General features: G+C 66.8%; 26 protein-coding genes and 1 pseudogene. 10 read left to right on the top strand and 17 right to left on the bottom strand.

Annotated elements, in window-relative coordinates; translation table 11 throughout:
• Positions 1-19: 19 nt before the first annotated feature.
• Positions 20-625: a DUF2459 domain-containing protein gene (locus F579_RS0106795; RefSeq protein WP_019023857.1), complete on the top strand. Its 606-nt coding sequence runs from the start codon at positions 20-22 to the stop codon at positions 623-625.
• 29 nt (positions 626-654) lie between these two features.
• On the opposite strand, the gene dacB is transcribed toward F579_RS0106795, so the two are convergent.
• The 3 genes from dacB to efp all read right to left on the bottom strand — a co-directional run bounded on the left by dacB (position 655) and on the right by efp (position 3,792).
• Complete coding sequence (gene dacB / locus F579_RS0106800; RefSeq protein WP_019023856.1) at positions 655-2,121, bottom strand: D-alanyl-D-alanine carboxypeptidase/D-alanyl-D-alanine-endopeptidase; 1,467 nt, start codon at positions 2,119-2,121, stop codon at positions 655-657.
• Positions 2,122-2,241: 120 nt separating this feature from the next.
• Positions 2,242-3,207 carry an EF-P lysine aminoacylase EpmA gene (gene epmA / locus F579_RS0106805; protein WP_019023855.1) on the bottom strand — a complete coding sequence of 322 codons (966 nt, stop codon included), beginning with the start codon at positions 3,205-3,207 and terminating at the stop codon, positions 2,242-2,244.
• A 21-nt stretch (positions 3,208-3,228) separates the two neighbouring features.
• On the bottom strand, positions 3,229-3,792 hold the full coding sequence (efp, locus tag F579_RS0106810) for an elongation factor P (protein ID WP_012981878.1): 564 nt from the start codon (positions 3,790-3,792) through the stop codon (positions 3,229-3,231).
• 79 nt (positions 3,793-3,871) lie between these two features.
• Between efp and epmB the strand changes: the two genes are divergently transcribed.
• The 3 genes and pseudogenes from epmB (at position 3,872) to F579_RS14630 (ending at position 8,928) form a co-directional block, all read left to right on the top strand.
• A complete protein-coding gene (epmB, locus tag F579_RS0106815) occupies positions 3,872-4,918 on the top strand; it encodes an EF-P beta-lysylation protein EpmB (RefSeq protein WP_196800380.1) in 1,047 nt (348 codons plus the stop codon).
• A 93-nt stretch (positions 4,919-5,011) separates the two neighbouring features.
• Positions 5,012-6,847, top strand: coding sequence for a hypothetical protein (locus tag F579_RS0106820; RefSeq protein WP_019023852.1), 1,836 nt, complete (start codon positions 5,012-5,014; stop codon positions 6,845-6,847).
• A gap of 9 nt (positions 6,848-6,856) precedes the next feature.
• Positions 6,857-8,928: pseudogene (locus F579_RS14630) on the top strand (EAL domain-containing protein).
• Between the two features lie 306 nt (positions 8,929-9,234).
• Here F579_RS14630 and dnaJ read toward each other — a convergent pair.
• From dnaJ to hrcA, 4 genes are all read right to left on the bottom strand, one after another.
• Complete coding sequence (gene dnaJ / locus F579_RS0106830; protein ID WP_019023850.1) at positions 9,235-10,383, bottom strand: molecular chaperone DnaJ; 1,149 nt, start codon at positions 10,381-10,383, stop codon at positions 9,235-9,237.
• A 142-nt stretch (positions 10,384-10,525) separates the two neighbouring features.
• Entirely contained in the window at positions 10,526-12,457 is a 1,932-nt protein-coding gene (dnaK, locus tag F579_RS0106835; protein ID WP_019023849.1) for a molecular chaperone DnaK, read from the bottom strand.
• Positions 12,458-12,597: 140 nt separating this feature from the next.
• Complete coding sequence (grpE, locus tag F579_RS0106840; protein ID WP_019023848.1) at positions 12,598-13,179, bottom strand: nucleotide exchange factor GrpE; 582 nt, start codon at positions 13,177-13,179, stop codon at positions 12,598-12,600.
• 126 nt (positions 13,180-13,305) lie between these two features.
• Entirely contained in the window at positions 13,306-14,361 is a 1,056-nt protein-coding gene (gene hrcA / locus F579_RS0106845) for a heat-inducible transcriptional repressor HrcA (protein WP_018649079.1), read from the bottom strand.
• A 112-nt stretch (positions 14,362-14,473) separates the two neighbouring features.
• Here hrcA and F579_RS0106850 point away from each other — a divergent pair, with 112 nt between their 5' ends.
• Both F579_RS0106850 and recN read left to right on the top strand, forming a co-directional pair.
• Positions 14,474-15,352 carry an NAD(+) kinase gene (locus F579_RS0106850; RefSeq protein WP_019023847.1) on the top strand — a complete coding sequence of 293 codons (879 nt, stop codon included), beginning with the start codon at positions 14,474-14,476 and terminating at the stop codon, positions 15,350-15,352.
• 7 nt (positions 15,353-15,359) lie between these two features.
• Positions 15,360-17,021, top strand: coding sequence for a DNA repair protein RecN (gene recN, locus F579_RS0106855; protein WP_019023846.1), 1,662 nt, complete (start codon positions 15,360-15,362; stop codon positions 17,019-17,021).
• Between the two features lie 174 nt (positions 17,022-17,195).
• Here recN and F579_RS0106860 read toward each other — a convergent pair whose 3' ends face one another.
• From F579_RS0106860 to F579_RS0106870, 3 genes are read right to left on the bottom strand one after another with little or no spacing between them, the layout of a single operon-like run.
• Complete coding sequence (locus tag F579_RS0106860; protein WP_019023845.1) at positions 17,196-17,678, bottom strand: gamma-glutamylcyclotransferase; 483 nt, start codon at positions 17,676-17,678, stop codon at positions 17,196-17,198.
• A 2-nt stretch (positions 17,679-17,680) separates the two neighbouring features.
• Positions 17,681-18,193: a YcgN family cysteine cluster protein gene (locus F579_RS0106865; protein WP_019023844.1), complete on the bottom strand. Its 513-nt coding sequence runs from the start codon at positions 18,191-18,193 to the stop codon at positions 17,681-17,683.
• Positions 18,186-18,878, bottom strand: coding sequence for a hypothetical protein (locus tag F579_RS0106870; RefSeq protein WP_019023843.1), 693 nt, complete (start codon positions 18,876-18,878; stop codon positions 18,186-18,188). Before F579_RS0106870 ends, F579_RS0106865 begins: the two co-directional genes overlap by 8 nt.
• A gap of 89 nt (positions 18,879-18,967) precedes the next feature.
• Here F579_RS0106870 and F579_RS0106875 point away from each other — a divergent pair, with 89 nt between their 5' ends.
• Genes F579_RS0106875 through F579_RS0106885 form a run of 3 tightly spaced genes read left to right on the top strand, consistent with a single transcriptional unit; the run spans position 18,968 to position 20,836 of the window.
• Positions 18,968-20,092 (top strand): hypothetical protein, encoded by a 1,125-nt coding sequence (locus tag F579_RS0106875; protein ID WP_019023842.1) that lies wholly within the window; start codon positions 18,968-18,970, stop codon positions 20,090-20,092.
• Positions 20,093-20,151: 59 nt separating this feature from the next.
• Entirely contained in the window at positions 20,152-20,367 is a 216-nt protein-coding gene (locus F579_RS0106880; protein WP_019023841.1) for a hypothetical protein, read from the top strand.
• A gap of 25 nt (positions 20,368-20,392) precedes the next feature.
• Positions 20,393-20,836 (top strand): hypothetical protein, encoded by a 444-nt coding sequence (locus F579_RS0106885; protein WP_019023840.1) that lies wholly within the window; start codon positions 20,393-20,395, stop codon positions 20,834-20,836.
• A 31-nt stretch (positions 20,837-20,867) separates the two neighbouring features.
• Here F579_RS0106885 and F579_RS0106890 read toward each other — a convergent pair whose 3' ends face one another.
• On the bottom strand, positions 20,868-21,539 hold the full coding sequence (locus F579_RS0106890) for a tetratricopeptide repeat protein (RefSeq protein ID WP_018137666.1): 672 nt from the start codon (positions 21,537-21,539) through the stop codon (positions 20,868-20,870).
• Positions 21,540-21,777: 238 nt separating this feature from the next.
• On the opposite strand from F579_RS0106890, the gene F579_RS0106895 reads away from it, so the two are divergent.
• Positions 21,778-22,041: a hypothetical protein gene (locus F579_RS0106895; protein ID WP_019023839.1), complete on the top strand. Its 264-nt coding sequence runs from the start codon at positions 21,778-21,780 to the stop codon at positions 22,039-22,041.
• A 133-nt stretch (positions 22,042-22,174) separates the two neighbouring features.
• Here the strand turns inward: F579_RS0106895 and F579_RS0106900 are convergent, their stop codons facing one another.
• From F579_RS0106900 to F579_RS15410, 6 genes are all read right to left on the bottom strand, one after another.
• A complete protein-coding gene (locus tag F579_RS0106900) occupies positions 22,175-22,366 on the bottom strand; it encodes a hypothetical protein (RefSeq protein ID WP_012981859.1) in 192 nt (63 codons plus the stop codon).
• A gap of 189 nt (positions 22,367-22,555) precedes the next feature.
• Positions 22,556-24,727, bottom strand: a complete 2,172-nt coding sequence (locus F579_RS0106905) for a TonB-dependent receptor domain-containing protein (protein WP_019023838.1) — start codon at positions 24,725-24,727, stop codon at positions 22,556-22,558.
• A gap of 102 nt (positions 24,728-24,829) precedes the next feature.
• Positions 24,830-25,003: a hemin uptake protein HemP gene (hemP, locus tag F579_RS14990; protein ID WP_019023837.1), complete on the bottom strand. Its 174-nt coding sequence runs from the start codon at positions 25,001-25,003 to the stop codon at positions 24,830-24,832.
• Positions 25,000-25,416, bottom strand: a complete 417-nt coding sequence (locus F579_RS0106915; protein WP_019023836.1) for a biopolymer transporter ExbD — start codon at positions 25,414-25,416, stop codon at positions 25,000-25,002. Before F579_RS0106915 ends, hemP begins: the two co-directional genes overlap by 4 nt.
• Positions 25,417-25,418: 2 nt before the next feature.
• Positions 25,419-26,174, bottom strand: coding sequence for a MotA/TolQ/ExbB proton channel family protein (locus F579_RS0106920; protein ID WP_019023835.1), 756 nt, complete (start codon positions 26,172-26,174; stop codon positions 25,419-25,421).
• Positions 26,175-26,231: 57 nt separating this feature from the next.
• Positions 26,232-26,774, bottom strand: a 543-nt coding sequence (locus F579_RS15410; RefSeq protein WP_231376172.1) for a TonB family protein, incomplete at its 5' end; no start/stop codon positions are given.

Below are 26,774 nucleotides of genomic sequence, written 5' to 3' on the forward strand. Positions count from 1 at the left end.
AGCCAAAGGCCCCTGAACCATGCGCCCAAGGCAGACCACACGCTGGCGATCCCTGATCCTGGTTATCGGCCTGGCCGGGCTCCTGTCCGGTTGCGCCCCAACCACCCTCAAGGCCCCGGCGCAGCCCGAAGACCCGGTGACCGTGGCCGTGCTCGACCATGGCCGCCACTCCAGCCTGGTGCTGCCGACCGAGCCGCCCGGGCACTGGCTGCGGTATTCCTATGGCGACTGGTCGTTCTATGTCGAACGCAATACCGGACCGGGTGCGATGCTCGCGGCCGTCTTCGCCTCGACCCGCGCAGCACTGGGACGCCAGGAACTTGAGGGCGCCGATCTTAACGCCGCCGTGCGCACGGGTCTGCGGGTCCCGCTGGAGGACATCCACCACATCGAGGTCCCCGCCACGCGGGCGCAGGCGCTGATCGAAAAGCTCGAGGCCATATGGGAAGAAGGAGCCGACGAGCGCGTCGACTCCGCGGCCTGGGGCATGAGCTTCGTCCACCATCCGGATGCCTACACCCTGCGCCACAACTCGAACCGCGTGGTCGCCCAGTGGCTGGAGAGCCTGGACGTCGAGGTATCGAAGAAACCGGTGCTCTCGAACTGGCAGGTCGAAACCCGCTAATCCAGGGAAACCCTGAGATCAGCGTTTCCCTAGAGCCCGTGCGCCCACTCCAGGACCGCGTCCTGGAGATTGCGCCCATGCCCGATGTGCGCACGCGGCCCATTCACCAGCACCGTGACGATCACGTCATCGCCGCTGGACGTGCGGACATAGCCCGCCACCGCCGAGACCTCGTTGATGTGCCCGGTCTTCAGGTGCATCTGCCCGCGCAGGTCGCCATTGCGGAAGCGGTTGCGCAGAGTGCCGTCCAGCCCCGACAGGGCCAGGGACGACTGGAACTCGGGCCGATGCGGGTGCTTCCAGCCCGCCTCGAGGATCTCGCCGAGCTGGCGCGCGGTCATCCGGGCATCGCGGCTGAGGCCCGAGCCGTTGTCGACCACCATACCGCCGACATCCACACCCAGGTCGCGCAGTGAGTCGACCAGAGCCTCGCGCCCCTTGTCCATCGTCGCGGGCGGGCCGTTCTTGCGCGCCCCCAGGGTCAGCAGCAAGTGATCGCTCATGACATTCGAGCTCCACTTGTTGGACACCCGGATCAGATCGGACAGGGGCCGCGAGCGATGGCGCACAATCGGCTCGTCATGCAGCACGGGCAGCACGCCGGTACGCACCCTGCCCGTCAGTTCGCCGCCCCATTGATCCCAGGCCATGTGAAACATCTCGGCATGGTTGGCCTCCGGCGTGAGCACCGAGCGCAGCATCTCGTAGTTGCCACAATTCACCGGGTACTGACCGGAAAAGGTCACCCGCTGGGCGTTCTGATCGACATTGAACTGGATACCCCGCTGCCACTCGCCACACCCCCCTCGGGTCGACTGCAGACGGTTGACGACCTCGAGCCCGGGCAGTGGCGGATCGACCACCACGTCGATGCCGTTGCCGCGGCGCTCGGGACGCACATGGAAGCGCTGGGAGTTGGAATTCACGTGCAGGGCATACGGCAGCTGGTTGTACGCCCGCAGTGGCTGGCGATTGAAGTCTCCAGGGTTCCCATTCGGGAGCTGGAAGTGGCTGGCATCCAGGATCACATCACCCTCGATGCGCTTGAGCCCGGTACGGCGCAGCTCGCCGATCATGCGCCAGTATTCCTCGGTCACCATGCCCGGGTCGCCAGTCCCGCGGATCACCAGGTCCCCACGCAGTACACCGTCCTGGATCGGGCGGGTGGCCCAGATCTCGGTCGTCCAGGTGTAATTGGGGCCGAGTTCGTGCAGGGCCGCCAGCGAGGTGGCCAGCTTAACCGTGGAGGCCGGGTTATAGGGGGTATCGGCATTCAGCCGGGCCAGCACGGCCCCGTCCGGGACCCGTTGCACCCAAAGGCCCACCGAGTCGGGAGACAGCCCCTGGGCCTGGATTGCCCGCTGCAGCGGCGCAGGCAGGTGTTCGAACTGCGCCTGCGCCGGCGGCACCGCCAGCAACAGCGCGACGCACAGCGTCCAGGGGGACAAGGCCCGGCGGAACGACCGTCGGGCGAACCAGAAAAAACACTTGTGCATCGAAGCTACCATCCCGAAGCAGACACCGGATCGACGCCACAATAGTCACCCGCAACGGGGGGGCTGACAAGCCCCGGATCGCCGCAACGCCGGACATCCTGGACAAACCCGCAAACCGCCTCAGGCGGACTCTAACGGGAAATCGATTACCTGCTCGATCCGCTCCGCCCCCAGCAACCGCATCAGCAGGCGATCGACCCCCAGCGCCACCCCTGCACACTCGGGCAATCCCGACGCCAGCGCGGCCTCCAGATGGGCATCGGGCCGGGGCAGGACCTGGCCGCGCTGTCTGCGCAGCGCCTGGTCGCGATCGCGACGTTCGCGAAACTGGGCGAGGTCACTCAGCTCGTGGTAGCCGTTGGCCAGCTCCAGCGCACCCCAGTACACCTCGAAGCGCGCCGCGAGCCGGGTATCATGCGCACAGGGGCGTGCCAGCACCGCCTGGCTCTCCGGGTAGTCGTGCACCACGGTGAGCCGGTCGTGCGGAAACGCCGGGGCAATCGCCAGGCTGATCAGGAGATCCAGCCAGGCATCACGATCCAGCGCCCCCTGGATCTCGAGGCCCTGCCGTGCCGCGACGGCCTGCAGTTCCTCGGCATCCGCCACCAGCGGATCGATGCCCAGGTGCTCCTGAAACAACGCCTGATACGAGATCACGCGCAGGCGGGCCGGACGCCTCCAGCTCGCATCCAGTGCCGCCTGGTTCATGATCAGGGCTACCACCTCGCGCGCCAGACGGTGATGGTCCATCCCGTGGCGGTACCACTCCAGCAGCGTGAACTCGGGATTGTGGCGGGACCCCGATTCGCCACCCCGAAAGACGCGCGCGACCTGGTAGATGTCGGGCGCGCCATCCGCCAGCAAGCGCTTCATCGGATATTCTGGCGAGGTCTGCAGATAGCCACTGGCGCCGTCCGGGCTGGTTGCGATCCAGCTCTCCACCATTGGATCGAGAGGCGCCCCGCGGCTCAGGATCGGGGTCTCCACCTCGAGCACATTGCGTGCGGCAAAGAACCCGCGCAGGCCGGCCAGCAGCCGCGCGCGCGCCTCCCGGGCCGCCGCGGCGCCCGGTCGCCAGTCAGTCATGCCCGGCCGTCCCCGCGACGATCAGACGCGCGAGACGTACTCGCCGGAGCGGGTGTCGACCTTGACCGTCTCGCCTTCCTCGACGAACAGCGGGACCTTGACCACAGCACCGCTCTCGAGCGTTGCGGGCTTGGTGCCACCCTGGGCGGTATCACCGCGCACGCCCGGATCGCACTGGGTGATCTTCATCTCGACAAAGGCCGGGGGCACCACCGACAGCGGTTCGCCGTTCCACAGGGTTACGGTGCAGACGTCCTGCTCCTTCAGCCACTGACCGCAGCCGCCCAGCGCGGCCTCGCCGACGGCGTACTGTTCGAAGGTATCCGGCACCATGAAGTGCCAGAACTCGCCATCGTTGTAGAGATACTGCATCTCGGTATCCATAACATCGGCCGCCTCGACCGATTCACCGGACTTGAAGGTCTTTTCCAGCACCCGCCCCGTGCGCAGGTTGCGCAGCTTGACGCGGTTGAAAGCCTGGCCCTTGCCCGGCTTGACGAATTCGTTCTCGACGATGGCCTGCGGGTCGCCATCCAGCAGGAGTTTGAGACCGGCCTTGAATTCGTTGGTACTGTAGGTTGCCATTGCGCGTCAGTCCTCAAGCGATTGCGTGGCGCGGACATGACCGCCCACTAACGAGTCCGCCATGCCCACAAAGCCCATCATGATAACGCGCACGCCGCAGGGAACCCAGCCGAGCGACCGAACCCACACGGGGGACACCACCCCGGCCTGGCAGCAGGCGCTCGCCCGCGCGATCCGCGACCCCGACACCCTGGCCCGCGAACTGGAACTGGACCCGGCTCACCTGCCCGGCCTGCACGCGGGCCATACCCTGTTTCGGGTGCGCGTCCCGAGGAGCTACCTCGCACGCATGCGCAAGGCGGACCCGCAAGACCCGCTGCTGCTGCAAGTCCTCCCGCAGCAGCAGGAGAGCGAGGAACACCCGGGCTTCGTGGCGGATCCGGTGGGCGACCACGACGCCCTGGCCGCCCCGGGTCTCGTGCACAAGTACCACGGTCGCGTGCTGTTGCTGACGACCGGGGCCTGCGCGGTGCACTGTCGCTACTGTTTCCGCCGCGAGTTTCCGTATGCCGAGCACAACGCATCCCAGGACGACTGGGCGCCAGCGATTGCCTACATTCACGCCGACACCTCCATCCGCGAGGTGATCCTGAGCGGGGGCGACCCCCTGTCGCTGTCAGACCGCCGCCTCGCCGATCTGGTCCGGCGCCTGGAGGCCATCCCCCACCTCGAGCGCCTGCGCATCCACACGCGGCTGCCGGTCGTCCTGCCGGAGCGTGTGGACGAGCAACTCCTGAGCTGGCTGGGCAAGGGGCGCCTGCATCATGTACTGGTCCTGCACGCCAACCACCCCAGGGAGTTTGCCGATCCGGCCGCCTCCGCCCTTGCGCGTCTGCACGCGCGGGGCGTCACACTGCTGAATCAGGCGGTACTGCTGGCCGGGATCAACGATGACCCGGACACCCTGTGCGAACTCCAGGAGGCCGGCTTTCGCCACGGGGTCCTGCCCTATTACCTCCACTTGCTTGACCGCACCCGCGGCACCGCCCATTTCGAGGTCGCGGAACACCGTGCGCTGGAGTTGCACCAGGCCCTGCATACCCGGCTGCCCGGTTACCTGGTCCCCCGCCTGGTCCGCGAGATCCCCGGCGAGCCCGGCAAGACGCCCCGTTGGGCCGCGCTGTGAAGACGCGCACAGAGGTCTTGAGTAGCCCCCCCTCGGGAGGTGCTACAGTGAACGGATGCCCCGCCACCAACGGTGCGACCCCCAGACCCCCTCATGACCGACATCCTGCCCAAACTGCCAACCCGCTCAGCCGGCACCGATAGCTTCCCGCATCGCCAGCCGCGCAGCCTGCGCCAGTGGTGTCGAGCGCTCCCGTCGGCCGACCCGGAATCGGCCTTTTCCCATTTGCGTCAGGCCCTGAGAGAACTGAACAGTCTCGCGCTGGAACCCGGGGTTCGTTACTCGTTGATCACCCTGCTGGAGGAGCCCCTGCTGCCCTTGCTGCAGCGGAACGGAAGATCCCTTTCCCAGCGCACGCTCCCCCTGGGGGCGCGCAGTCTGAGGCGCGCGCGGGAGCAGGCCGAGGCACTGGACAGCCTGCTCACCGCCTGGCTCCTGGTTGCACGCGAACACCACGGGCAGAGCGAACGCGGTGCGCGCGCGTTGCAGGCTGCCCTGGCCTTGAGCGCCGCCCAGGCCGTGCACCACTGGCGCCTGTATCAACCGCTCCCGGATGACTTCTGGCAGCGTACCTACGCCATCCTGTCATGGGCCCGCGCACAGAACCTCGCGCAGGCACAGCCCCGTGACGAGCCCCGCTATGGGCCCCTGTCCATGGCCCCGGTCGAGACCCTGGCAGCACGTCTGATGCTGCTGGGCGGCAGCGACCCAAATGCCCTGGAGGTGGGCGAGGTCGACCTGCTGGCTCGCTGGCTGGACCGGCTGCCGCTGTCCTGTGCCGAAGGGCTGTCCGCAGCCCCGCACCCCGACCTCCCGGTCCTCTGTGCGGCCCTAGACAGCGCCCACCCTCCGGGGCTGACGTTGCGCGAGCACGCGCGGCTGCACAGCGACTGTTGCGTCGAACTCGGACCGGTGCTGGAGCAGCTGCGAGAGGAACCCCGCCGCCTGGAACCGCACCGGCGCCCGGACGAGCGCAGCCTGACCGAACGGCTGCTGCGGCTCTGGTCGCAGCTGCCCACCCGCCAGCATTCGCGCGAAACCACCGAGGGCCAGCACCGCCTGTGCCTGCTGGGGATCAAGCGCATCCAGCACTTCCTGTGCGAGGAACTGGAGGAGCGCAAGCGCGGCACATCGGATGCATTCCCTCCAAGCGGAGTCACGCGGGACACGGATCGGGTGGGCGTTTACCACATGTCGACCGCCGCCGAGCGGGGCTCGGACTTTGCCCTGGTGGACGCCGCGAGCCCGCACCGGCCACCGTCCGAGCTGCGCAAGCTGGCAGATGGGCCGCCCGATACGGCCGCAGCCGCGTGGGAGAACGTCGGCCGCGGGCTGGAGAGTGCCCGTCCGGACGAGCCCCGCACCCCGATCACCAAGCGGCATCCCCCCGAGCAATGGACCGTGGACGACATCGGGGCGGGCGGACTGCGCCTGCGGCTGGCTCAGCCCCGCCAGTCACTACTGATTGGCGACCTGGCCGCCCTGCGCCACCCCGACGACCACTACTGGACGATCGGGGTCCTGCGCTGGATCCGCTACGAAAGCGAGATCGAGATCAGCATCGGGGTGGAATTTCTTGCCGAACGCGGCCTTCCGGTGCAACTACAGGAGTACCGTAATGGCCGTGCGGCCGGCCCGGCGCACCCGGGTCTTTTTGCCTCGCTGCGCAGGGATCGCGGCGGAGCGGCGCTGTTCATGCCGGCCCAGGTATTCGACCACGAGAGCCGCCTCGTATGCTGGCTGGCCGGGCGCCCGCGCGTCCTGGCACTGGACAGCGAGCGCACCGGTACGACACTGTTTACCGAAACCGGCTGCCGGATGACCGATCTGACGCTGGGAGAACCGCCTCCCGATGACATGGAAGCCAACGAAGCGGTGACCGAGCAGGTCCGATCCGGGCTGTCGCTCACACCGCGCGAACGCAAATAATGGACCCGCATGAGCGAAACCATCCGAATCCTCTTCGTCACGGCAAACCCGAATCTCGCCGAGCAAGTCATCAGCAGCATTCGTACGCGGGGTAGCGCGGTACGGCCGGAACAGGTCGAGACCCAGGATGACCTGATCAACGCGCTGGAGAACACTCGACACGACGTGGTCGTATTGATCGAGCCGGGTCTCGCGCTCTCGCGCGAGGTGGTCGATACCGCCCTGCGCGACAGTGGGCGCCGCATCCCGCTGGTCCTGCTGACCGAGCGCCCGGAGCCCGAGCGTGTCCTGGACTACGAAGCCGGGAGTTTCGCCGTGGTCGATCACGAACAGGTGGAACTGGCGAGCCTGATGGCCATCCGTGCGGCCGAACAACGGCGCCTGCGCCAACGCGTCCAGCGCCTCGAGGCCGCGCTGCACGAGTCGGAAAACCGCTGTCAGTTGCTGCTCGACAACTCGCGCGATGCGATCGCCTATGTGCACGAGGGCATGCACCTGTACGCGAACGCCTCCTGGCGCGAGCGCTTCGGTATCGAGGATCCCGACGAGGTCGACGGGCTGCCACTGATGGACCTGGTCACGGCCGATAACCGCGGCGAGATGAAGGCGCTGCTGCGCCGCTTCCAGAATGGCGAGGAAGGCGATACGGCTCGCGCCCACTTCCACCTGCAGAGTATCGATGGCCTGCCATTCGAGGCCGACCTGCGCCTGTCCGCCGCAAGCGTGGAGGGCGAGGCCTGCACCCAGCTCCAGCTGGAAGCCAGCCAGGAAGACCCCGAGCTGGCGGAGCGAATCGACTTCCTCTCGCAGCGCGATCTGGTCACCGGCCTGTACAACCGCCAGCACTTCCTGTCCGCGATCGAGAGCGCTCAGACCCGGGCCGAGGAGACGGAGAAACCCTTCGCCCTGCTGACCCTGGCGGTCGACCGCTTCGCGGAGATCCGCGCGAAGGTCGGGATGTCCGCCGCCGACCTGCTCCTGGCCGACATGGGCAAGCTGATCGAGGATCACTTCCCCGAACCCGCGATTGCCGCGCGCCTGGAGGGCGAACACTTCGGCGTGCTGGCGCCAGAGACCCGTCGCCAGGAGGTCGAGGAGCGCATCCACGGCCTGATGCAGGCCGTCACCGGGCACGTCTTCGAACTCAACCAGTCGTCGACCAACTGCACCCTGTCAGCCGGCGCGGTGATCGCCGATGAGAGCGCCCCCAGCACGGAGGATCTGCTCGACCAGGCCCACCGGGCGCTGGAGGAAGCGGTCGAGGCAGGCGGCGGCGTCCATCGCTTCTACCACCCGGCCGAAGGCGAGCTGACCCAGGGCCAGGCCGACCAGCAGTGGAAGCTGCGCATCCAGGACGCCCTGGACCATGACCGCCTGGAGCTTCGCTTCCAGCCGATCGTGCATCTGCACGGCAACGACCGGCCACGCTATTCGGTGTTCGTGCGCCTGCGCGACGCCGACGGCCACCTGCACGAACCCCCTGCCTTCCTGCCTGCGGCCGAACGCACCGGCATGGCCCCGGCAGTGGATCGCTGGATCGTCAAGACCGCGCTGACCGAACTCGCCGGGTGCCTGAAGACCCAGCCCAAGACCCAGTTTTTCCTGAAGCTGGGCACCGGCTCAATGGGCGACCCGACTGTGGTCAGCTGGCTCAACGATGACCTGCACGCCCTGCGCATCCCGGCCGACAACGTCGTGGTCGAGCTCAAGGAGCCGACTGTGGTCACCAACCTGAAGCCGGCGATGAATGTGTCGCGCGGCCTGGTCGAGATGCACAGCCACCTGTGCATCGACGACTTCGGCAATGGCCTGAACCCGTTCCAGCTGCTGCAGCATCTGGAGGCCGATCACATCAAGCTCGACCCCTCGTTCGTCGAAGGGCTGGCGGAGAACGAGGAAAACCAGGAGGCGATCCGCGAGTACGTCGACGCGGCGCACGCCAAGGGCAAGCAGGTGATCGTGCCGCACGTCGAGGATGCCAGCGTGCTCGCCGTGCTCTACGGATTGAACGTCAACCTGGTGCAGGGGTACTTCATCCAGTCCCCCTGGCCAAACCGACGTTCGACTTCGAGGCGACCTGACCTAGGGAGACGCTGATTCAATCGCACGTCCGCGTTGGTGCCCCCTGTTTTCCGAGACAAGGCGCGTCGTGCAGCGGGTAGTGGTTCTACCTGCAAGCGGCGCAACGCAGGATCGGGGAACAGGGGGCACCAACCCCACAAGCCATTGAAGGCAGGGGCTCGGCCGCCCGTTGTTGATCAAAAACGGGCGCGCGCACGGCGTTGCGGCTCCCTTGTGCAGAATGACTGCACGGCGGTCACCGCGCCTTGTGCGCACGCAAAAGCGACTCGAGCGCGGACGTGCGATTAAATCAGTGTTTCCCTAGCCTATTTCGACCAGAAGTTCAGGTCCTCGAAAAAGCCCTTCACGCCATCCAGCCAGGAGTGCGCCTGCGGGCTGTGCTTGGTGCCGCCCGCCTGAGTTGAATCCTCAAACTGGCGCAGTAGCGCCTTTTGCTCCTTGGTCAGGTTGATCGGGGTCTCCACGGTCACCCGGCAGATCAGATCGCCGACACCACCCCCGTGCACGGACTGCACGCCTTTGCCACCGACGCGGAACTGCTTGCCGGTCTGGGTCTCGGCCGGCACCTTCAGCTTCACCCGACCATCCAGGCAGGGGACCTCCAGCTCGCCGCCGAGTGCGGCGGTGGCAAACGAGATCGGCACCTCGATGTGCAGATCCGATCCGTCGCGGCGGAACAGCTTGTGCGGCTTGACCCGCACCTGCACGTAGAGATCACCCGGTGGGCCGCCGTTGACCCCGGCCTCTCCCTGGCCGGCCAGGCGGATGCGGTCACCGCTGTCGACCCCGGCGGGGATCTTCACGTCCAGCGTGTTCTGCTCCTGCACCCGGCCGTTGCCGTTACAGGCCTTGCAGGGGCTGGCGACGATCTTGCCCGAGCCCTCGCAGCGCGGGCAGGTCTGCTGCACCGAGAAAAAGCCCTGCTGGATGCGCACCTGGCCCACGCCGTTACAGGTCGGGCAGGTCTCCGGTGAGGTCCCCGGTTCGGCACCCGAGCCATCGCAGGCCTTGCAGCTGACCGTGGTCGGGATGCGGATCTTGACCTCGGTGCCGAATACGGCTTCCTCCAGGGTCAGATCCAGGTTGTACTGCAGGTCGGAGCCGCGGAATGCACGCGAACCGCGCGCGCGGCCACCGCCACCCCCGAAGATGTCGCCAAAGATATCCTCGAAGATATCCGAGAAATTGGAGGCCCCGGCACCACCAAAACCCCCGGCCCCACCATCGACACCGGCATGGCCGTAGCGGTCGTAGGCGGCCCGCTTCTGGTCGTCGCTGAGGACGTCATAGGCGGCGCGCGCCTCCTTGAACTTGGCCTCGGCCTCCTCGTCCCCCGGGTTGCGGTCGGGGTGGTACTTCATCGCCAGGCGGCGAAAGGCCTTCTTGATGTCGGCGGCCGAGGCGTCCTTGGAGACACCCAGCACCTCGTAATAGTCGCGTTGTGACATGGTCATTCCCAGCTAGCCCGAATGTTCGCGTGAACGCGGAGTGCCTTCACGCAAACGCCCGGAGAGTACCCCGGGCGCGGCGTTAAAACGACAGGGAAACGCGCGGGCCTCCCTGGCGGTGGGACACAAGGCCCCACCGGGTGTGGCATCAGCCCTGCTTTTTCTGGTCGTCGTCGACTTCCTCGAACTCGGCATCCACGACATCGTCGCCCTGCTGGCCGCTATCGGCCTGCTCGGCCCCGGCCTCGCCCGCGGCATCCGCGTTCTGGGCATAGGCCTTCTCGGCCAGCTTGCCGGAGGCCTCGGCCAGCTTCTGCGTCGCCTGCTCGATGGCCTCGGCGTCATCACCCTCCATGGCCTGCTTGACCTCGGCGACGGCCGATTCGATCGCGGAGCGCTCCTCGTCGGAAACCTGGTCGCCCAGATCCTTCAGCGACTTCTCGGCCGAGTGCACCAGGGCATCGGCCTGGTTGCGCGCGCCGACCAGCTGCTGGAACTTCTTGTCTTCCTCGGCGTGGGCCTCGGCATCCTTGACCATCTGTTCGACTTCCTCGTCGGACAGGCCGGAGGAGGCCTTGATCACGATCTTGTTCTCCTTGCCGGTGGCCTTGTCCTTGGCCGAGACGTTCAGGATGCCGTTGGAGTCGATATCGAAGGTGACCTCGATCTGCGGCACGCCGCGCGGCGCGGCCGGGATGTCCTGAAGGTCGAAGCGGCCCAGCGACTTGTTGGCGCTGGCCATGTCGCGCTCGCCCTGCAGCACGTGCACGGTCACCGCGGTCTGGTTGTCCTCGGCGGTGGAGAACACCTGGTTGGCCCGGGTCGGGATCGTGGTGTTCTTCTCGATCAGCTTGGTCATCACGCCGCCCATGGTCTCGATCCCGAGCGACAGCGGGGTCACGTCCAGCAGCAACACATCCTTGACGTCGCCACCCAGCACGCCAGCCTGCACCGCGGCACCCACCGCAACGGCCTCGTCCGGGTTCACGTCCTTGCGCGGCTCCTTGCCGAAGAACTCCTGCACCGCCTCCTGCACCCTGGGCATGCGGGTCTGGCCGCCGACCAGGATCACGTCGTCCACCTCGGAGGCGGACAGGCCGGCGTCCTTCAGCGCGACCTTGCACGGCTCGATGGAGCGCTTGACCAGGTCGTCGACCAGGCTCTCCAGCTTGGCGCGGGTGATCTTCAGCGCCAGGTGCTTCGGCCCGGTGTTGTCGGCCGTGATGTACGGCAGGTTGACCTCCGTCTGCTGGCTGGAGGACAGCTCGATCTTGGCCTTCTCGGCGGCCTCCTTCACGCGCTGCATCGCCAGCGGGTCGCCCTTGATGTCGATGCCCTGGTCCTTCTTGAACTCCTCGACCAGGTAGTCGATCAGGCGGTTGTCGAAGTCCTCGCCACCCAGGAAGGTGTCGCCGTTGGTCGCCAGCACCTCGAACTGGTGCTCGCCGTCGACCTCGGCGATCTCGATGATCGAGACGTCGAAGGTGCCGCCACCCAGGTCATACACGGCGATCTTGCGATCCCCGCGCTGCTTGTCCATGCCGTAGGCCAGTGCGGCCGCGGTCGGCTCGTTGATGATGCGCTTGACCTCGAGCCCGGCGATCTTGCCGGCGTCCTTGGTCGCCTGACGCTGGGAGTCGTTGAAGTAGGCCGGGACGGTGATCACCGCCTCGGTCACGGTCTCGCCCAGGTAGTCCTCGGCGGTCTTTTTCATCTTCTGCAGCACGCGCGCCGAGATCTCCGGCGGGGCCATCTTCTTGCCCTGCACCTCGATCCAGGCATCGCCATTGTCGGCCTTCACAATGTTGTAGGAGACGAGCTTGATGTCCTTCTGGACCTCGTCTTCCTCGAACTTGCGCCCGATCAGGCGCTTGGCCGCAAAGATGGTGTTCTGCGGGTTGGTGACCGCCTGGCGCTTGGCGGACTGGCCGACCAGCACCTCGCCATCGTCACTGAACGCGACGATGGACGGGGTGGTGCGGGTGCCTTCCGCGTTTTCGATGACCTTGGCCTGGTCGCCTTCCATGACGGCGACGCAGGAGTTGGTGGTCCCGAGGTCGATACCGATGATCTTGCCCATGGCTGAATTCTCCTGATGCGAAAATTTTTGCTCGGCAGAGAACGACTCTCTGCCAACTTGTACGGGAATCTGGGGTCCCGGGCCGCGTTTTCAAGGGACGCCCTGTCACGCGCCCGGAAAACCGACCCGAAGGGACCGGGTCAGGCGCTCTCGTCGATGTTGGGCGAGGTGGGCGCCTTGGAGACCACGACCATCGCCGGGCGCAGCACGCGACCCTGCAGCAGGTAGCCCTTTTGCATGGTCGCCACCACGGTATTCGGCGGGTTCTCCGGGTCTTCCTGCATGGACATCGCCTGATGGCGTTCCGGGTCGAAACGCTCGCCGGTCGGGTCCTCGGCCTGGATGCCAAACTTCTCGAACACCCGGTTCAGGTTTTTCAGGGTCAGTTCGGCGCCTTCGATGATGCGATCGACATCCTTGGACTCGCGGGCAGCCTGCAGGCCCATCTCCAGGGAGTCGCCCACCTCCAGCATCTCGGAGGCGAATTTTTCCATCGCATACTTGTGCGCGTTCTCCAGCTCGCGCTCGAAACGCCGGCGCTGATTTTCCAGCTCCGCTTGGGCGCGCAGGGCCTGATCGCGGCGTTCCTCGGCCAGGGCTTCGAGCTCCTGCATGCGCGCATCGGCATTCTCGACGGCCTCGTCGCCCTCGGGCTGGGTGTGCTCCGAATCCGCGGCCTCGAATGCTTCTGCCGGTTCCTGGGGTTCACGCTGATCGGACATGTCTGCCTCGTAGAATCGGTGAAAAAGTAGAACGCATACCGGACCTTGCGGGCGGCATACGCGAATCAATTTCGGTTTGACTATCGGGACTCTGGGGGCACCCGGCGCGGTTTCAAGGGCGCCCGGCTATTTCGTGTCATGGACCGGGTCGCCAAGCGCCGAACCCAGCAGGCGCGCGGTCACATCCACAATCGGAATCACGCGATCGTAGGACATGCGCGTGGGTCCGATCACCCCGAGCACGCCGACCACTTCCCCGTCGACACTGTAGGGCGCGGTGACCACCGAACAGTTCTCGAACCAGTCGAGCCCGGACTCGCGCCCGATGAAGATCTGCACCCGGTCGCTGCGGATGCACTGATCCAGAATCCCGAGGATCTCGCGCTTCTCGTTGAAGGCCTCCAGCAGCTGGCGCAGGCGGTCGATGTCCGCCAGCTCCTCGTAGCTGAGCAGGTGAGTCTGACCCGCCACCACGACATCGTCCGGGTCTTCGCCGGCCACGGCCTTCTCGCCCAGATCAATGGCCGCCAGCATCATCGCATCGAGGTTCTCGCGCACGTCGCGCATCTCGCGCAGCAGGGCATCGCGCACCGCGTGCAGGCTCTTGCCGGCCAGGTGCGCGTTCAGGTAGTTGGCCATGCGCTGGAGATCGTCCTGATCGAAGTCGCGCTCCAGCTCCAGTACGCGGTTCTGCACCTCCTTGCCGTCGATCACCAGGATCGCCAGCACCCGGCGCTCGCCCAGCCGGAGGAACTCGAGCTGGCTGAGCGCCACGTTGCGGTGGCGCGGCAGGCGCACCATGCCCGCCATGCGCGTCACCTGCGACAGCAGGTTGGAGGTCGCGCCCATCAGGTCCTGGGTGGTCGCGTTCGGGTCGAAACCCGACTGGATCGCGCGAATCTCCTCAACCGTCGGTTCGCGCACCTCGAGCAGGCTGTCGACGAACAGGCGGTAGCCACTCGCGGTCGGGATCCGCCCGGCGGAGGTGTGCGGCGCCTGGATCAGGCCCAGATCCTCGAGATCCGCCATCACATTGCGCACCGTGGCCGCACTGACATTGAGCCCGGAGGTGCGCGCGAGGGTACGCGAGCCGACCGGCTGACCGTCGCGGATATAGCTCTCGATCAGGGTCCGCAGCAGGGTACGGGCCCTGGCATCCAGATTGATCGCAGCGTTTTCCATCGGTGATCAGCGCTCCATGGGGGCGAGTAACAATGCCCAGTGTTCGATCCGCGCCGGGACACGTCAAGAAACCGCGGATGCAGTCGCCCGCCCTTTTCCGGATAATGCCGCCATGATGCCGGAATTCAAGACGATCGGGCTGGTGGGCAAGACCAGCGACTCGCGCACGGGGCCGCTGGTGGCACGACTGGTAGAGCTACTCCACTCGCGCGACCGCCAGGCCCACATGGAGCAGGACATCCCCGGCTTCGACCGCCCGGACGACATCGCCCTGCTTCCCCTGGCCGAACTCGCCGAGGCCGCCGACCTGCTGGTCGTGATCGGCGGCGACGGCACGTTGCTGGCGACGGCCCGGCGGATCGCCGACAGCGAGACCCCGGTACTCGGCATCAACCTCGGACGGCTGGGCTTCCTGGTGGACGTCTCTCCGGAGACGGCCTGCGAGGAACTGGGCGAGGTCCTTGATGGCGCGTACGAGCTGGAGCCGCGCGCGATGCTCGAGGCCGAGCTGATCCGCGACGGCGTCACCATCCACGAAGGTATCGCGCTCAACGACGTGGTGCTGCACGTGCTGAGCGTAGTGCGCATCATCGAATTCGACACCGCGATCGATGGCATGGACATCGGCCGCCTGCGCGCCGACGGGCTGGTCGTGGCCACCCCCACCGGCTCCACTGCCTACGCCCTCTCCGCTGGCGGCCCGATCCTGACCCCGCAGCTGGATGCGATGGTCATGGTCCCGGTCTGCCCGCACAGTCTGAACCACCGCCCGCTGGTGGTCAGCGGGCGGTCCACGGTGGAGATTCGCCTGTCCAGCGGGAGCCGGTCGCCGGCCCAGATTGCGTTGGATGGCCAGGAGAACATCGACTTTGCCCCGGGCGATCTGGTGCGCATCCGCCGCCGCGAGCGCAACCTGACCCTGATCCACCCGCGCGAGCACTACTTCCTGCGCGTGCTGCGGACCAAGCTGCGCTGGGGCGAGCAGCCCTGATCCCGCCATGCTGCGACTGATCAGCATCCGCGACTTCGCGATCATCGACCACCTCGAACTGGAGCTGGACACGGGCCTGAGCGCCCTGACCGGCGAGACCGGGGCCGGCAAATCCATCCTGATCGACGTGATCGGCCAGCTACTGGGCGACCGCGCTGACGCCGGCATGGTGCGCGAGGGCGCCGAGCAGGCCGACCTGTCCGCGGAGTTCGCCCTGCCCGACACGGGTCCGGCCGGCACATGGCTGGCCGAACAGGATCTGGCGGACCCCGATGACGACGCGGTGTTGCTGCGCCGGGTCCTGACCCGCCAGGGCAAGAGCCGCGCCTGGATCAACGGCCGCCCGGTCGCGGTCGGCCAGCTGCGCACGCTGGGCGAGTGGCTGGTGGACATCCACGGCCAGCACGCCCATCAGCAGCTGCTGCAGCGCGACACTCAGCGCCACTGGCTGGACGGCTTCATCGAAGGCAATCCGGTGTCCCGCGTGCGCGAGGCCCACCAAGCCTGGCGCGAGGCCGCCCGTACGCTGGAGCAGGCCCGCGAGAGCCAGGCCGACACCTCCGACCGCCTCGACCTGCTGCGCTTCCAGACCACCGAGCTGGCCGAACTGGCCCCGGTCCAGGACGAATACCCGCAACTGCTGGTCGAGCAGAACCAGCTCGCCCACGGCACCGAGGTGCTGAGCGCGCTGCAGACCGCCAGCCAGCAGATCGAGGACGACGCCGGACTCGATGCCCAGATCGGCCATGTGCTGCACGCGCTGCAGGATGCCGCGCAGCACGACGAACGGGTCAACCCGGCTGTGGAGCTGCTGGAATCGGCGCGCATTCAGATCATTGAGGCCGGCGACACCCTGCGTCGGCTGGCCGACGGCATCGAACTGGACCCGGAGCGCCTGGCCGAGCTGGACCAGCGCGTCGGCGAGTACCTGCGCCTGGCGCGCAAGCACCGGGTCGACCCCGAGGCCCTCCCGGGCCTGCACGACGAACTTCAGACCGAGCGGGACGCCCTGGAAAACGGCGACCAGACCCTCGAGGCCCTGGAAGCCCGCGAACAGGAGACCCGCACGGCCTTCGACTCGGCTGCCAAGGCGCTGAGCAAGGCCCGCCAGCAGACCGCCAAGCGCATCGGCCAGTCGGTCACCGACACCATGCAGGAGCTGGGCATGGCCGGCGGCCACTTCGAGATCGCGATCGAGCCCGCCGACAAGCCACAGGCACACGGTGTGGATCACATCGAGTTCCGCGTCGCCGCGAACCCCGGCGCCGCCCCCCAGCCGATGGCGAAGGTCGCCTCCGGCGGCGAGCTCTCGCGTATCGGGCTCGCGCTACAGGTGCTGGCCAGCCAGCAGCAGACCGTACCCACGCTGATCTTCGACGAGGTCGACAGCGGCATCAGCGGCGCGGTCGCTGAGGTCGTCGGGCGCAAGCTGCGCACCCTGGGCGAGCGCCATCAGGTCCTGTGCGTGACCCACCTGGCGCAGGTCGCCGCCCAGGCCCACCAGCAGCTGGAGGTGCAGAAATCGCACGGCAAGGACGGCACCCGCACCGCCATCCAGCCGCTGGACGACGAGCGCCGCGTCGAGGCCCTGGCCCGCCTGATCGGCGGCACCCAGCTCACCGAGACCACCCGCACCCACGCCCGCGAACTCCTCGCCGCTGCTGGCTAATCCGGCACTCAGACCACAAGGCAAAGCGTAGGACGCGATGAGCGCAGCGAATCGCTTCAAGCGTGGAACCTATCTCAGCCCCAATGATGCGATTCGCTGCGCTCATCAGCATCCTACACCCCGCGCGGATCGTGGAGCGGACGCTACAGGACCACCACAGCTGAGCCAGGCGGTTCAGGGCCGTGCCGGCCAGGTGCCGTCCGCCAGAAGGCGCGCGCCGGGCGGCAGGCGTGGCATCCAGTAGACCCAGAGGGCCGCCGGACCATCCTCGGTCCAGGCGGGCACCAGGGCGCGGCGATACTCCCCGCGGCCGTCCGGGCGTACACCCTCGAGGGCGTCGACGCGCGGCAGGGTCCGTGGCGGGTCGGGCAGGCGAATCCACTCGCCGTGCACAACCTCCGGTGTCGCCTCCAGGCCAGGCGGCGCGAACCCCCGAAAGCGGTGTTGACGCCCTGCGTCACGAGCCGGGTCCTGCCCGGCCTTCAGAAGAATGCTGCAGTCGGGGATCTGCACGGCGGGGTAGCCCACGGGCAGGTCATAGAGCGACCCCGCGATGGTAGCCGTGCGAATCCGGAGGGCCCGCGCGCAGAATGCGCGGTGGTTGGCGAAGCCCTGCTTCAGCGTCCCGTATACGAACAGGTCGACGTAGCCCGACATCGCTACTCCTGCGGGAGCCTTACCACCGGGCGCCACAGGCGCGCGGACTCCGGCACCTGGCCGGGCCAGTCGACCACGTAGTCGATCAGGGGGAGATCCGGGGCATCGCACTCGCGGATGACCCTTCCGGCCACCGAGACGCGGGCGTGCCTGACCGTCTCCGGATCGCCCGTCAGCAGAGGGTGCCAGGTGGGCAGCGGCTGGCCCTCGAAGCGCAGCCGATAGGCGCAGGTCGGCGGCAGCCAGTGGTAGTTGGGCAGGTCTTCCAGGGTGAGCTGGATGCAGTCGGGCACGAAGTTGCGGCGGTTTGCGTAGTCCGAACAGGCGCCGGTCTCGCAGTCGAGCAGATCGCAGGCCAGCCAGGTAAAGGCCAGCTCGCCCGAGTCCTCGTCTTCCAGTTTGTGCAGGCAGCAGCGGCCGCAGCCATCGCACAGGGCCTCCCACTCGGCGTGGCTCAGCGTCTCCAGCGGGCGCTCCCAGAACGGGACCGAGGCCCCGTCTGCGGGATCACTCATGATCCTCGCCGAGCATGCGCCGTCCCTCATCACGCAAGCGGCTCACCGTCTGGGCCCAGCGCTCCTGGGTCACGAAGTGCATCAGCACGCGGCCCCGGCGCGGCACCATAATGGCCAGGCCACGATCCGGATAAAGCCAGTAGCTGTGGTCGGAATCGACCTGCATGCGCTCGGCCGGCTCGCCAAAGCGTTCCTCCAGGACGTCGTGGGTCCAGCGCGCGCGGGGGATGTAGCTCATCTCGACGATCGGCACATTGCCCAGCGAACTGAGCGCCTCGTCGCTCAGCCCGTAGCGCCATGCCCCGCTGGGCATCGGCCGATCGGAGGTCGTCTGGGACTCGATGCGATCGAGGTCGGCCTCGTCCAGATCCGGGCGCAGCACCAGGTTGGTCTCGAACGGGGGAATGCGCGCGTTCACGTAATAGGCCTCGACCGAACGGCTCCCGTCCGGGTCCACGAACAGGCGGATATCCGGCACCGGCAGACGGCCCATCTGGTCGGCCATGGTCGACTCACCCAGCGTAAAACCCAGCACGCGGGTACGCTGTTCGTCGATCACCTGCACCTGCCAGGGCAGGTCGGTGAACTGCTGGGTACGCTGACCGCCCGGGTTGGAATAGACCCACATCGCCAGCGCCATGATCACGGCCATCGCGATCAGTCCCACGATCCAGCGTATCTGCATGCCTTGCACTCCCCGACGCGAGGCGGCCCCGGCGCGCCGGCTCTCGTATAATGCCGGCCCTCCCGCTGACCACCGGATGACAGCCCGCCATGTTCTCACGTTTGTCCGCCTGGATCACCGCCCGCTCCGTGCCTGCCGGCAGTGCCGGTCGCATCGTCGTGCTGGCCCCGAAACAGACCTTGCTGGCCGCCGGCGACTGGCTGGACGACCTGGCCACTACCGCGGGCCCGCTGACGCTCGGCGTGACCGATTCCGAGCGCGACGGAGAACTGCCCGACCCGGGTGGTGACCGGCCCGCCGTGGCGCTGCCGCCGGATCTGGCCCGGGAGCGGCTGGCACGCCTGCAGCCACGGGCCGTGGTCGTCATCGGCCCGGCGGGCGAACTGGGTCCGCCACTCGCCGCAATCACCGTGCCCCGCCTCTGGGTGAACGCCGAGGGCGACGCCCCGGCCGGCGTCGAGTGGACCGGGATCTTCGCCGCGCGCACTCACGCCTGCAACGCGCCCGAGGCACAAGTGGTCGGCGACCCGATCGCCGGAAACGTCGAACTGCCCGCGACCCCGACGCCCGATACGGACTTCTGCGAACGCTTCCGCGAGTATCACGAGAAGGGACACCCCATCCTGCTCGCCCCCAACACGGGGCCCGGCGAGGAGGCCTTTGCGTTCGCGGTACTGTTCGCCGTGCTGCGCAAGACCGCCGCGATCCTGCTGCTGGCGCCGGCAGACCGCGAACGTTACGAGCCGGTGTACCGCGATGCGATCAAGTATTCGCTCCCGATCATCCGCCACAATCGCTTCATGACCTCCTTTGTGCCCCGCAAGAGCCGCGTGTACTACATCGAGGATCCCGAGACCCTGCGCGCGGCCTATGGCTGCGCGCATGTCACCCTGCCCGGTGGCACACTGGCCGCCAGCGAAACACCGCCGGACCTCGGGCTGCCTCTGGCCTACGGCAGTGCCGTTGTTTGTGGCCCGGCGGACAATCCGGCTCAGCCGGACGCCGCCACCCGCCTGCGGCTGGCCGCCGAGCACACCGGCCTGGTCTCGCGCGGCAGCACACCGGAAGAGGTGGCCGACGAGGTCCTCGCACGCCTGGCCGAGGGCCGGACCGCACAGGATCGACGCGATGATCTGACGCAATGGCAGCAGCGCCAGGCCAATGCCCGCTCCACCGTTCGCGATGCCCTGACCGGCAGTCTCGCCAACGCATGAAGCGTCTTCCAAGTAATTGATCTATAATCTTCAAGACGTTCATTTAACGGATTCACCCGATGATCGATGGCAGCGCGTCCCTGACGGGCATCCAGAACGGTGTCACCAGCCTGCGCCAGCAGGCGCATACGGTGGCCACCGAACCGGCCGGCGGGCGCGAAAGCACAACCGCACAGGTCGGCATGATCGCGAGCCAGAATCAGGTCGAGGCCTCGGTGAAAACCCTGCAGGCCGAAGCTCGCATGATCGGCTCGCTGCTGGACGTGCGCGCCTGAGACGGCGGAATCCGGGAGGCGGACGATGGAAGTCCCAGTCAGCAATCCCTCGGCGGCAGTCCCGCTCGGCACGCGGCCGACCGGTTCCGATCGCCTGGGACTCGGCCAGACCTCGGCACCCGCGGAGTTTGACCGCCCGCTGAACGACCCCGAGGCCGGCGAGGCCCGCCGTCCGATCGAGGACGATGCAGAGCAGGATAGCGATCGCCGCGGTGGCGACCAGAGTGACCGCTCACTGGAGCTCGGCGCGCGTTCCGAACAGGAACTGTCGAGCCGGGCGCGCATCAGCGCCGAGCAGGAGGCGGCCCGCATGCGCCGCGATGGCGACACGCTGGACGATTCAGCGATTCGTGATGGCAGTTCGCTGGGGCAGGACGGCGTCGAGGCCTTGCGCCGTCGAGTGGAACTGGCCGTGCGCCTGGCAGGCCCCACTGAGGAGCCACGGCGCGAACTTAACGTGGTGGTCTAGTCACGCCACCTCAAGCACCTAACCCCGCCGATTATTGCAGCCGCGTCACCGGCTGTCCCTGGCTTTGCAACCACTCGCGGGCCTTCTCGCCCGCATGCAATCGTTCGTCGGGAGACAGCTCCCGGGCCACGCGCTCGCGGTAACGGGCCGCGTTGGCCACGCCCATCTCGGCGGCGATCGCGTACCACTTGAACGCCGACACGTCCGAGCGCTCCACACCCTCACCCATCGCGAACAGCCGCCCCAGATTCGCGGCACCCCGGCCCTCGCCACCCTCGGCTGCCAGCAGGTACCACTGCGCGGCCTGCTCGGCGTCCTGGGGCAGCCCGCGGCCCTCATCGAACTTGAGTCCGAGATTGAACATCGCCTGGGCATTGCCGCGCTCGGCGGCTACGTGAAACCAGCGGGCGGCCTCGTTGGCATCGGGGGCGACGCCATCGCCCTGCTCGTAAAGCACCGCGAGATTGAAGGCCGCATCCGGAAAGCCCGCCTCCGCCGCACGCCGGTACCAGCGTGCAGCCGCTTCCGGATCGCGCGGCTGATATTGCCCCTCGTCGGCCAGTACACCCAAGTTGTAGGCGCAGCGGGCATCCCCAGCGGCGGCACCGGCACGCCAGCCGTCTATCGCGGCCTCGATATCGCCGCGCCCCCAGGCCTTGCGGGCCTGCTCCACGAGATTTTCCAGTTCTGGAGTATCAGCCATCGTTATGTCTTGCGAACCCGATATTGTCGGGGACCCTCCGGGTAGTAGTGAGTTCACTTTAACGCCCCCCCATGTGGAGGGCGATTTAGCACACAGTCTTTCGTGACGGCCGGCACAGCCGGGGACGCTCCGAAAAATCGGGTCGAACTCATGAAAACGGTCGTTGTCCCCTGCACGGAAAGCAGAGTGTTTTCACACACGACTCACCCAAGGCCTTTGAGCAACAAGGAGAGCAATCATGAAACGATCCACTGGAATTCTGGCGACGCTCGCAATCGCCCCGTTCGCCCTGCTGGTCGGCTGTGGCGAAGGCGACATGGACATGGAAGAGTTCGAGCAGCAGCAGATGGAACAGCAGGAACAAGGCGGGGGCGAGCCAATGCAGCCACCGGCGGATGAAGGCATGCAACAGCAGCAGCCCCCGCAGGAAGGCGGCCAGATGCCGGATGAAGAGGGCAGCATGGAACCGCCCGCGGACGGGGGTGGCGAACAGGACTTCTAGTCTCCTGCACACCTGAAGCGCACGAAAGGAGGGGTCTGGCCCCTCCTTTTTTTGTCTGGCCATCGGCGGCGAACAAAAAAGGGCAGCGGCCATAGCCGCTGCCCTTGGGGATCAGGAAGCCTGACAACTGCAATCAGTTGTCGAAGGTGTCTTCCATCTCTTCGCCCGCATCTTCCATCGTATCGCCGGCATCATCCATGGCGTCATCAATGTCTTCGCCCGCCTCTTCGGCCGGGCCCTGGTTGTCACAGCCGGCGAGGCTGGCACCGCCCAGCGCCAGCATCAGCGCCAGGAAGAAAATCGTCAGTCGAGACTTGTTGAGCATCGGTTCGCTCCTTTACCGGAAAATGGATCCTTCACGTAGATAGTCCAATCGGCGACCTCTGTCGAGGACCGCCGCTTGCTGGACTCGGGCATTGGGACCATAAACCAGCCGGAATGATCGCCGCTCCGCCCACCGGCCCCGCCACACTGTGATCGCCGTCTGGTTTTCGGCGGGCTCGCTGGCAACCGATCAGAAACGGGCATTCAGCGAAACGAACAGGCGCCGGGGCTCGTAGATGTTGTTGTACACATTGCTGAAGGTGGTTTCTCCGGTGTCCTCCCGGGCATACGGCCGGTAGTCCTTGAAGTCCTTGTCGAAGAGGTTGTAGATCGTCGCGTTCAGGGTGACGTTCTCGGAGATGTGGTAGGCCGCACCGACGTTCACCATCGTGAACCCGTGGAAATCTCCCAGGGCATCGTAGGCGCCCTGCGCGCTGCCACCGTCCTGCGGCTCGTGATAATTGCGTGGGCGGAAAGCGCTCGAACGGTACTCGGCCTCGGCGAAGGCCTCCACCCGCGGGGTCGCCTGCCAGTCCAGCCGGGCATTGAGCATGTGCTCGGGCACACTGGCCAGCGGGTCGCCGATGTTGCTGGCGGCGGTCCCGCCCCGTTTCACCTCGCTGTCCGTCCAGGTGTAGTTGGCCGAGAACGCCCAGTTCGGCGCAAAGCGGTAGCGAGTCGCGAGCTCGATCCCCCGCACCACGGACTCGCCAATATTCACGTCGATGCCTTCGTTGGCCCCGGTGCCACGCTCGATCTTGTCCTTGAGTTCGTTGCGAAAAACGGTCGCCTGGGCCGAGAAATCCTGGCGGTTGTCATAGGCAACAGTGAACTCGACGTTGGTGCTGCGCTCGGGCTCCAGGTCCGGATTGCCGAACAGCGGCGTGGAGCCACCGTCGCCATAGCCGATCACCCCGTCGGTGATCTGCTCGATATACGGGGCGCGAAAGCCCTGGCCGATCCCGCCCTTGAGCGTGACGGTGTCCGTCGCACTGAACACCCCGTACAGGCGCGGCGTGATCTGACTGCTGAAGTTTTCATTGTCGTCAAACCGCAGACCGCCCGTCAGCGTGAACCGGTCGGTCATGAACCACTCGTCTTCGACGAACAGGCTGTACTGCCAGAAAGACAGCGAATCCGGCAGGATGCCGTCTTCCAGCTTCGGACGCAGATACTGCCCCCCGACCGTCAGCACGTGGTCATCCAGATACGTGACCACCTGAGTATCCAGGATCGTGGTGTCCAGCCGGAGCGTTCGCGGCGCGCCTTCGCGCGAGGCATCCGGAACGGCCCCCTCGTTGATCGTACGTCCGAGCGTCTCCACCCGATCCTGGGTCAGGGTGGTCTCCCAGGTCCCGAAGTCGTAATCGCCCCGATGGCCGAGGCGCACCTGATCGCGCTGGAACTCGAGTTCGCGCGAATAGCCGCGCAGGAAGTCCTCGCGTGAATCGCCCGTGCCCGTCAGGCGCCCGAGCTGTCCGCGCGAGTTGTCATAGCTTTGTCGCGTGGTATCCAGCCGCAGGGAGAATTCATCCTGCGCATTGGGTGTGAACAGCAGGCGGCCGCCAAAGGTCTCGACATTCGCGCTCGTCGGGTTCTGCCCCATGGTGCGGTTGTCGGTCAGGCTGGGCTCGGTGCCGGGGATGTCGATGCTGGAGGCCGAGCGCTCGTACAGACGCGTATACAGCTGCATGGACAGGCGTTCGTCCACCAGCGGGCCGGCAAGATAGCCTTCCAGGGTGGAGTAGCCGCCAAAGTCGGAATCCGACTGGAACGTATGCCCCAGCGTCGCGGAGCCCTCCCACTCGTCACCCGGCTGGCGGGTGATGATGTTGACCACGCCCCCGATCGCGTCGGAGCCATACAGGGTGGACATCGGGCCGCGAATCACCTCGATCCGCTCTATGGCCGCAACCGGCGGAATGAACGCGCTGGAGGCGTCCGTAAATGCATTCGGGGCCACGGTGCCGGAGACGTTCTGGCGCACACCGTCGATCAGCACCAGGGTGTATTCCTCGGGCAGGCCGCGCAGGCTGATCGTCTGATTGCCGGTCTTGCCGCTGCGGGCATCCAGCGAGCGCACGTTCACCCCTTCGACCCCGCGCAGTGCATCCGCGAGGCTGGTGACCTCGCGGCGCTCCAGCTCTTCGCGCGTCACCACGGAGATGCTGGCCGGCGCCTGTTCGAGATCCTGCTCGAAACCGCCCGCCGTGATGACGACCGGTGCCAGGCGTTGTTCTTCCTCTGGCGGGCTGGCCTGCACCGCCTCCTGGGCGTGGACAGCCGAAACAGCGAACGGAAAGCCGAGGGCGGCACTGGCGATCCCGGCCAGCAGCGGTGTCTTGCGGGTGGTTTCGAGCATGACGCAGTCTCCCTGGTATCAAGGTCGACCCCTTCGCGGGGCCGGGAGGCTGGCTGGCTCGAACCGGGTTCTCGCTGGCTGGCGTTCGGGTTGTGAAAAGACCTATTTGGTCAGAATCAGCTTGTCGTTGGCGGTCTGGCGCAGGGTGTACCACTCGCCCCGGTGCCGGATACGGATCTGGCGCGCGGGACCGAGCAGGTCCTCGCTGGCCACCTCGCGCGGGCCAGCGGCCGGGCGCGAGGCTGATGCGCCGACGGTTCCGTCTCGTGCGTTCATCGCTCGGCCTCCGGTTCGGAGACAAAGGCCATGCGGCTCACGCCCGACTGGCGCACCTCGGCCATCACCCGGGCCAGCCGCTCGTAGCGCGTGTCCTGGTCCGCGCGCAGATAGATCGCCACATCGGGCTGCTGATCGACCGTTTCGCGCAGGCGTTCCGGCAGACGGTTCAACGAGACCGGATTGTTGTTCCAGTAGATCTCGCCATCCCCGTCCAGCGAGAGCGTAACGCTGTCCGGCAGCTCGTCTGCGGGCTCACTGGTCGCCTGGGGCAGCTCCAGCTCCACCGAGTGGGTAATCACCGGCGCGGTAATGATGAAGATCACCAGCAGCACCAGCATCACGTCCACCAGCGGGATCACGTTCATGTCCGACATCGGCTCGTTGCTGTCGCCCAGACGTCCAAAGGCCACGCTCACACCCCCTGGGGCAGCCCGGCCCCGTCGGACGTGCCAGCCTGAGCCGGGTCACGAGCCGTATCGGCACGGCGCGCCTGGCCCGGTTGCAGACCGGAATGCATCAGCAGCGCATGAAGATCGTGTGCGAAGGCCTCAAGCGTCTGGTGCTGCAGCCGCTGGGCACGGTTGAACACATTGAAAAACGCCACGGCGGGAATCGCCGCCGCCAGACCCGCCGCCGTCGCAATCAGCGCCTCGCCAAGCGGGCCGGCGACCAGGTCCATGGACACGCTGGCCTCCGTCGAGATATCGATCAGGGCCGCATGGATACCCCAGACCGTACCCAGCAGCCCCACGAACGGAGCCAGGCTGCCGACCGAGGCCAGAATCGTATTGCCCGCCTGCATGCGCAGGTTCTCGCGGTCCATCGACTGGCGGATCATGCGAACCACGTGATCGTCCAGCTGCTGCTCGGCCTTGTCGCTGCCGTCGCGCACACCACGATAATGGTCGAACGCGTGGTAACCGTCCTGTGCAATCGATGCAAGCGGCCCGCTGCAGTCACCCGCGACGTCACGAAAGCGGCGAGCGCTCTGGCTCTTCTCGAATGCGGCCAGACTCCTGCGATTCTGCCGACGCACACCGAGCAGGGTGAAGAACTTTCCCGCCGCAATGGTCCAGGTGGCGATGGACATGACCAGCAGGATCAGGAACACCCCGACCAGCAGCGGGTCGCCGTGGCGGAATACATAAAAGACGTCGAAATCACTCATGGCTCTTGGCACTCGGCATTGCGTTTGATGGGTGCGGCTGGAAAGAAGCAGGCCGCCTTAGCGCAGCTGGAACTCCATCGGCACGACGACCTCGGCCTCGACGGCACGACCACCCCGACGCGCCGGCTCGAATCGCCAGCGCTCGACGGCCGACAGCGCGGCCTCGTCCAGCCGGTCGTAACCACTGGATTCCTCGACCTCCCAGCGGACTGGTTCGCCCTCGGCCGACACCGTGACCCTCAGCATCACGATCCCCTCCTCGCGACGACGCTGCGAGATACGCGGGTAGTCGGGTGGCGGGTTATCCAGGTAATCCGCGCCGAACCCGGGCTCCTCGAACGGCTCGTCCCCCTCGCCGGGCTCACCCGACGCGTCCTCTGAGGCGGTGTCCGCCGCATCTTCAGAGTCCGTGTCCTCGCGAGAGTCCGTTTCCGAATCCGTGGTCGGTTCTGGCTCTGGTTCTGGCTCTGGTTCTGGTTCTGGTTCTGGTTCTGGTTCTGGTTCTGGTTCTGGTTCTGGTTCTGGCTCTGGCTCTGGCTCCGGCTCTGGCTCTGGCTCTGGCTCCGGCTCTGGCTCTGGCTCTGGCTCTGGCTCTGGCTC

It is taken from the genome of Thioalkalivibrio sp. ALJ21, assembly GCF_000378605.1.
Classification (GTDB): Bacteria; Pseudomonadota; Gammaproteobacteria; order Ectothiorhodospirales; family Ectothiorhodospiraceae; genus Thioalkalivibrio.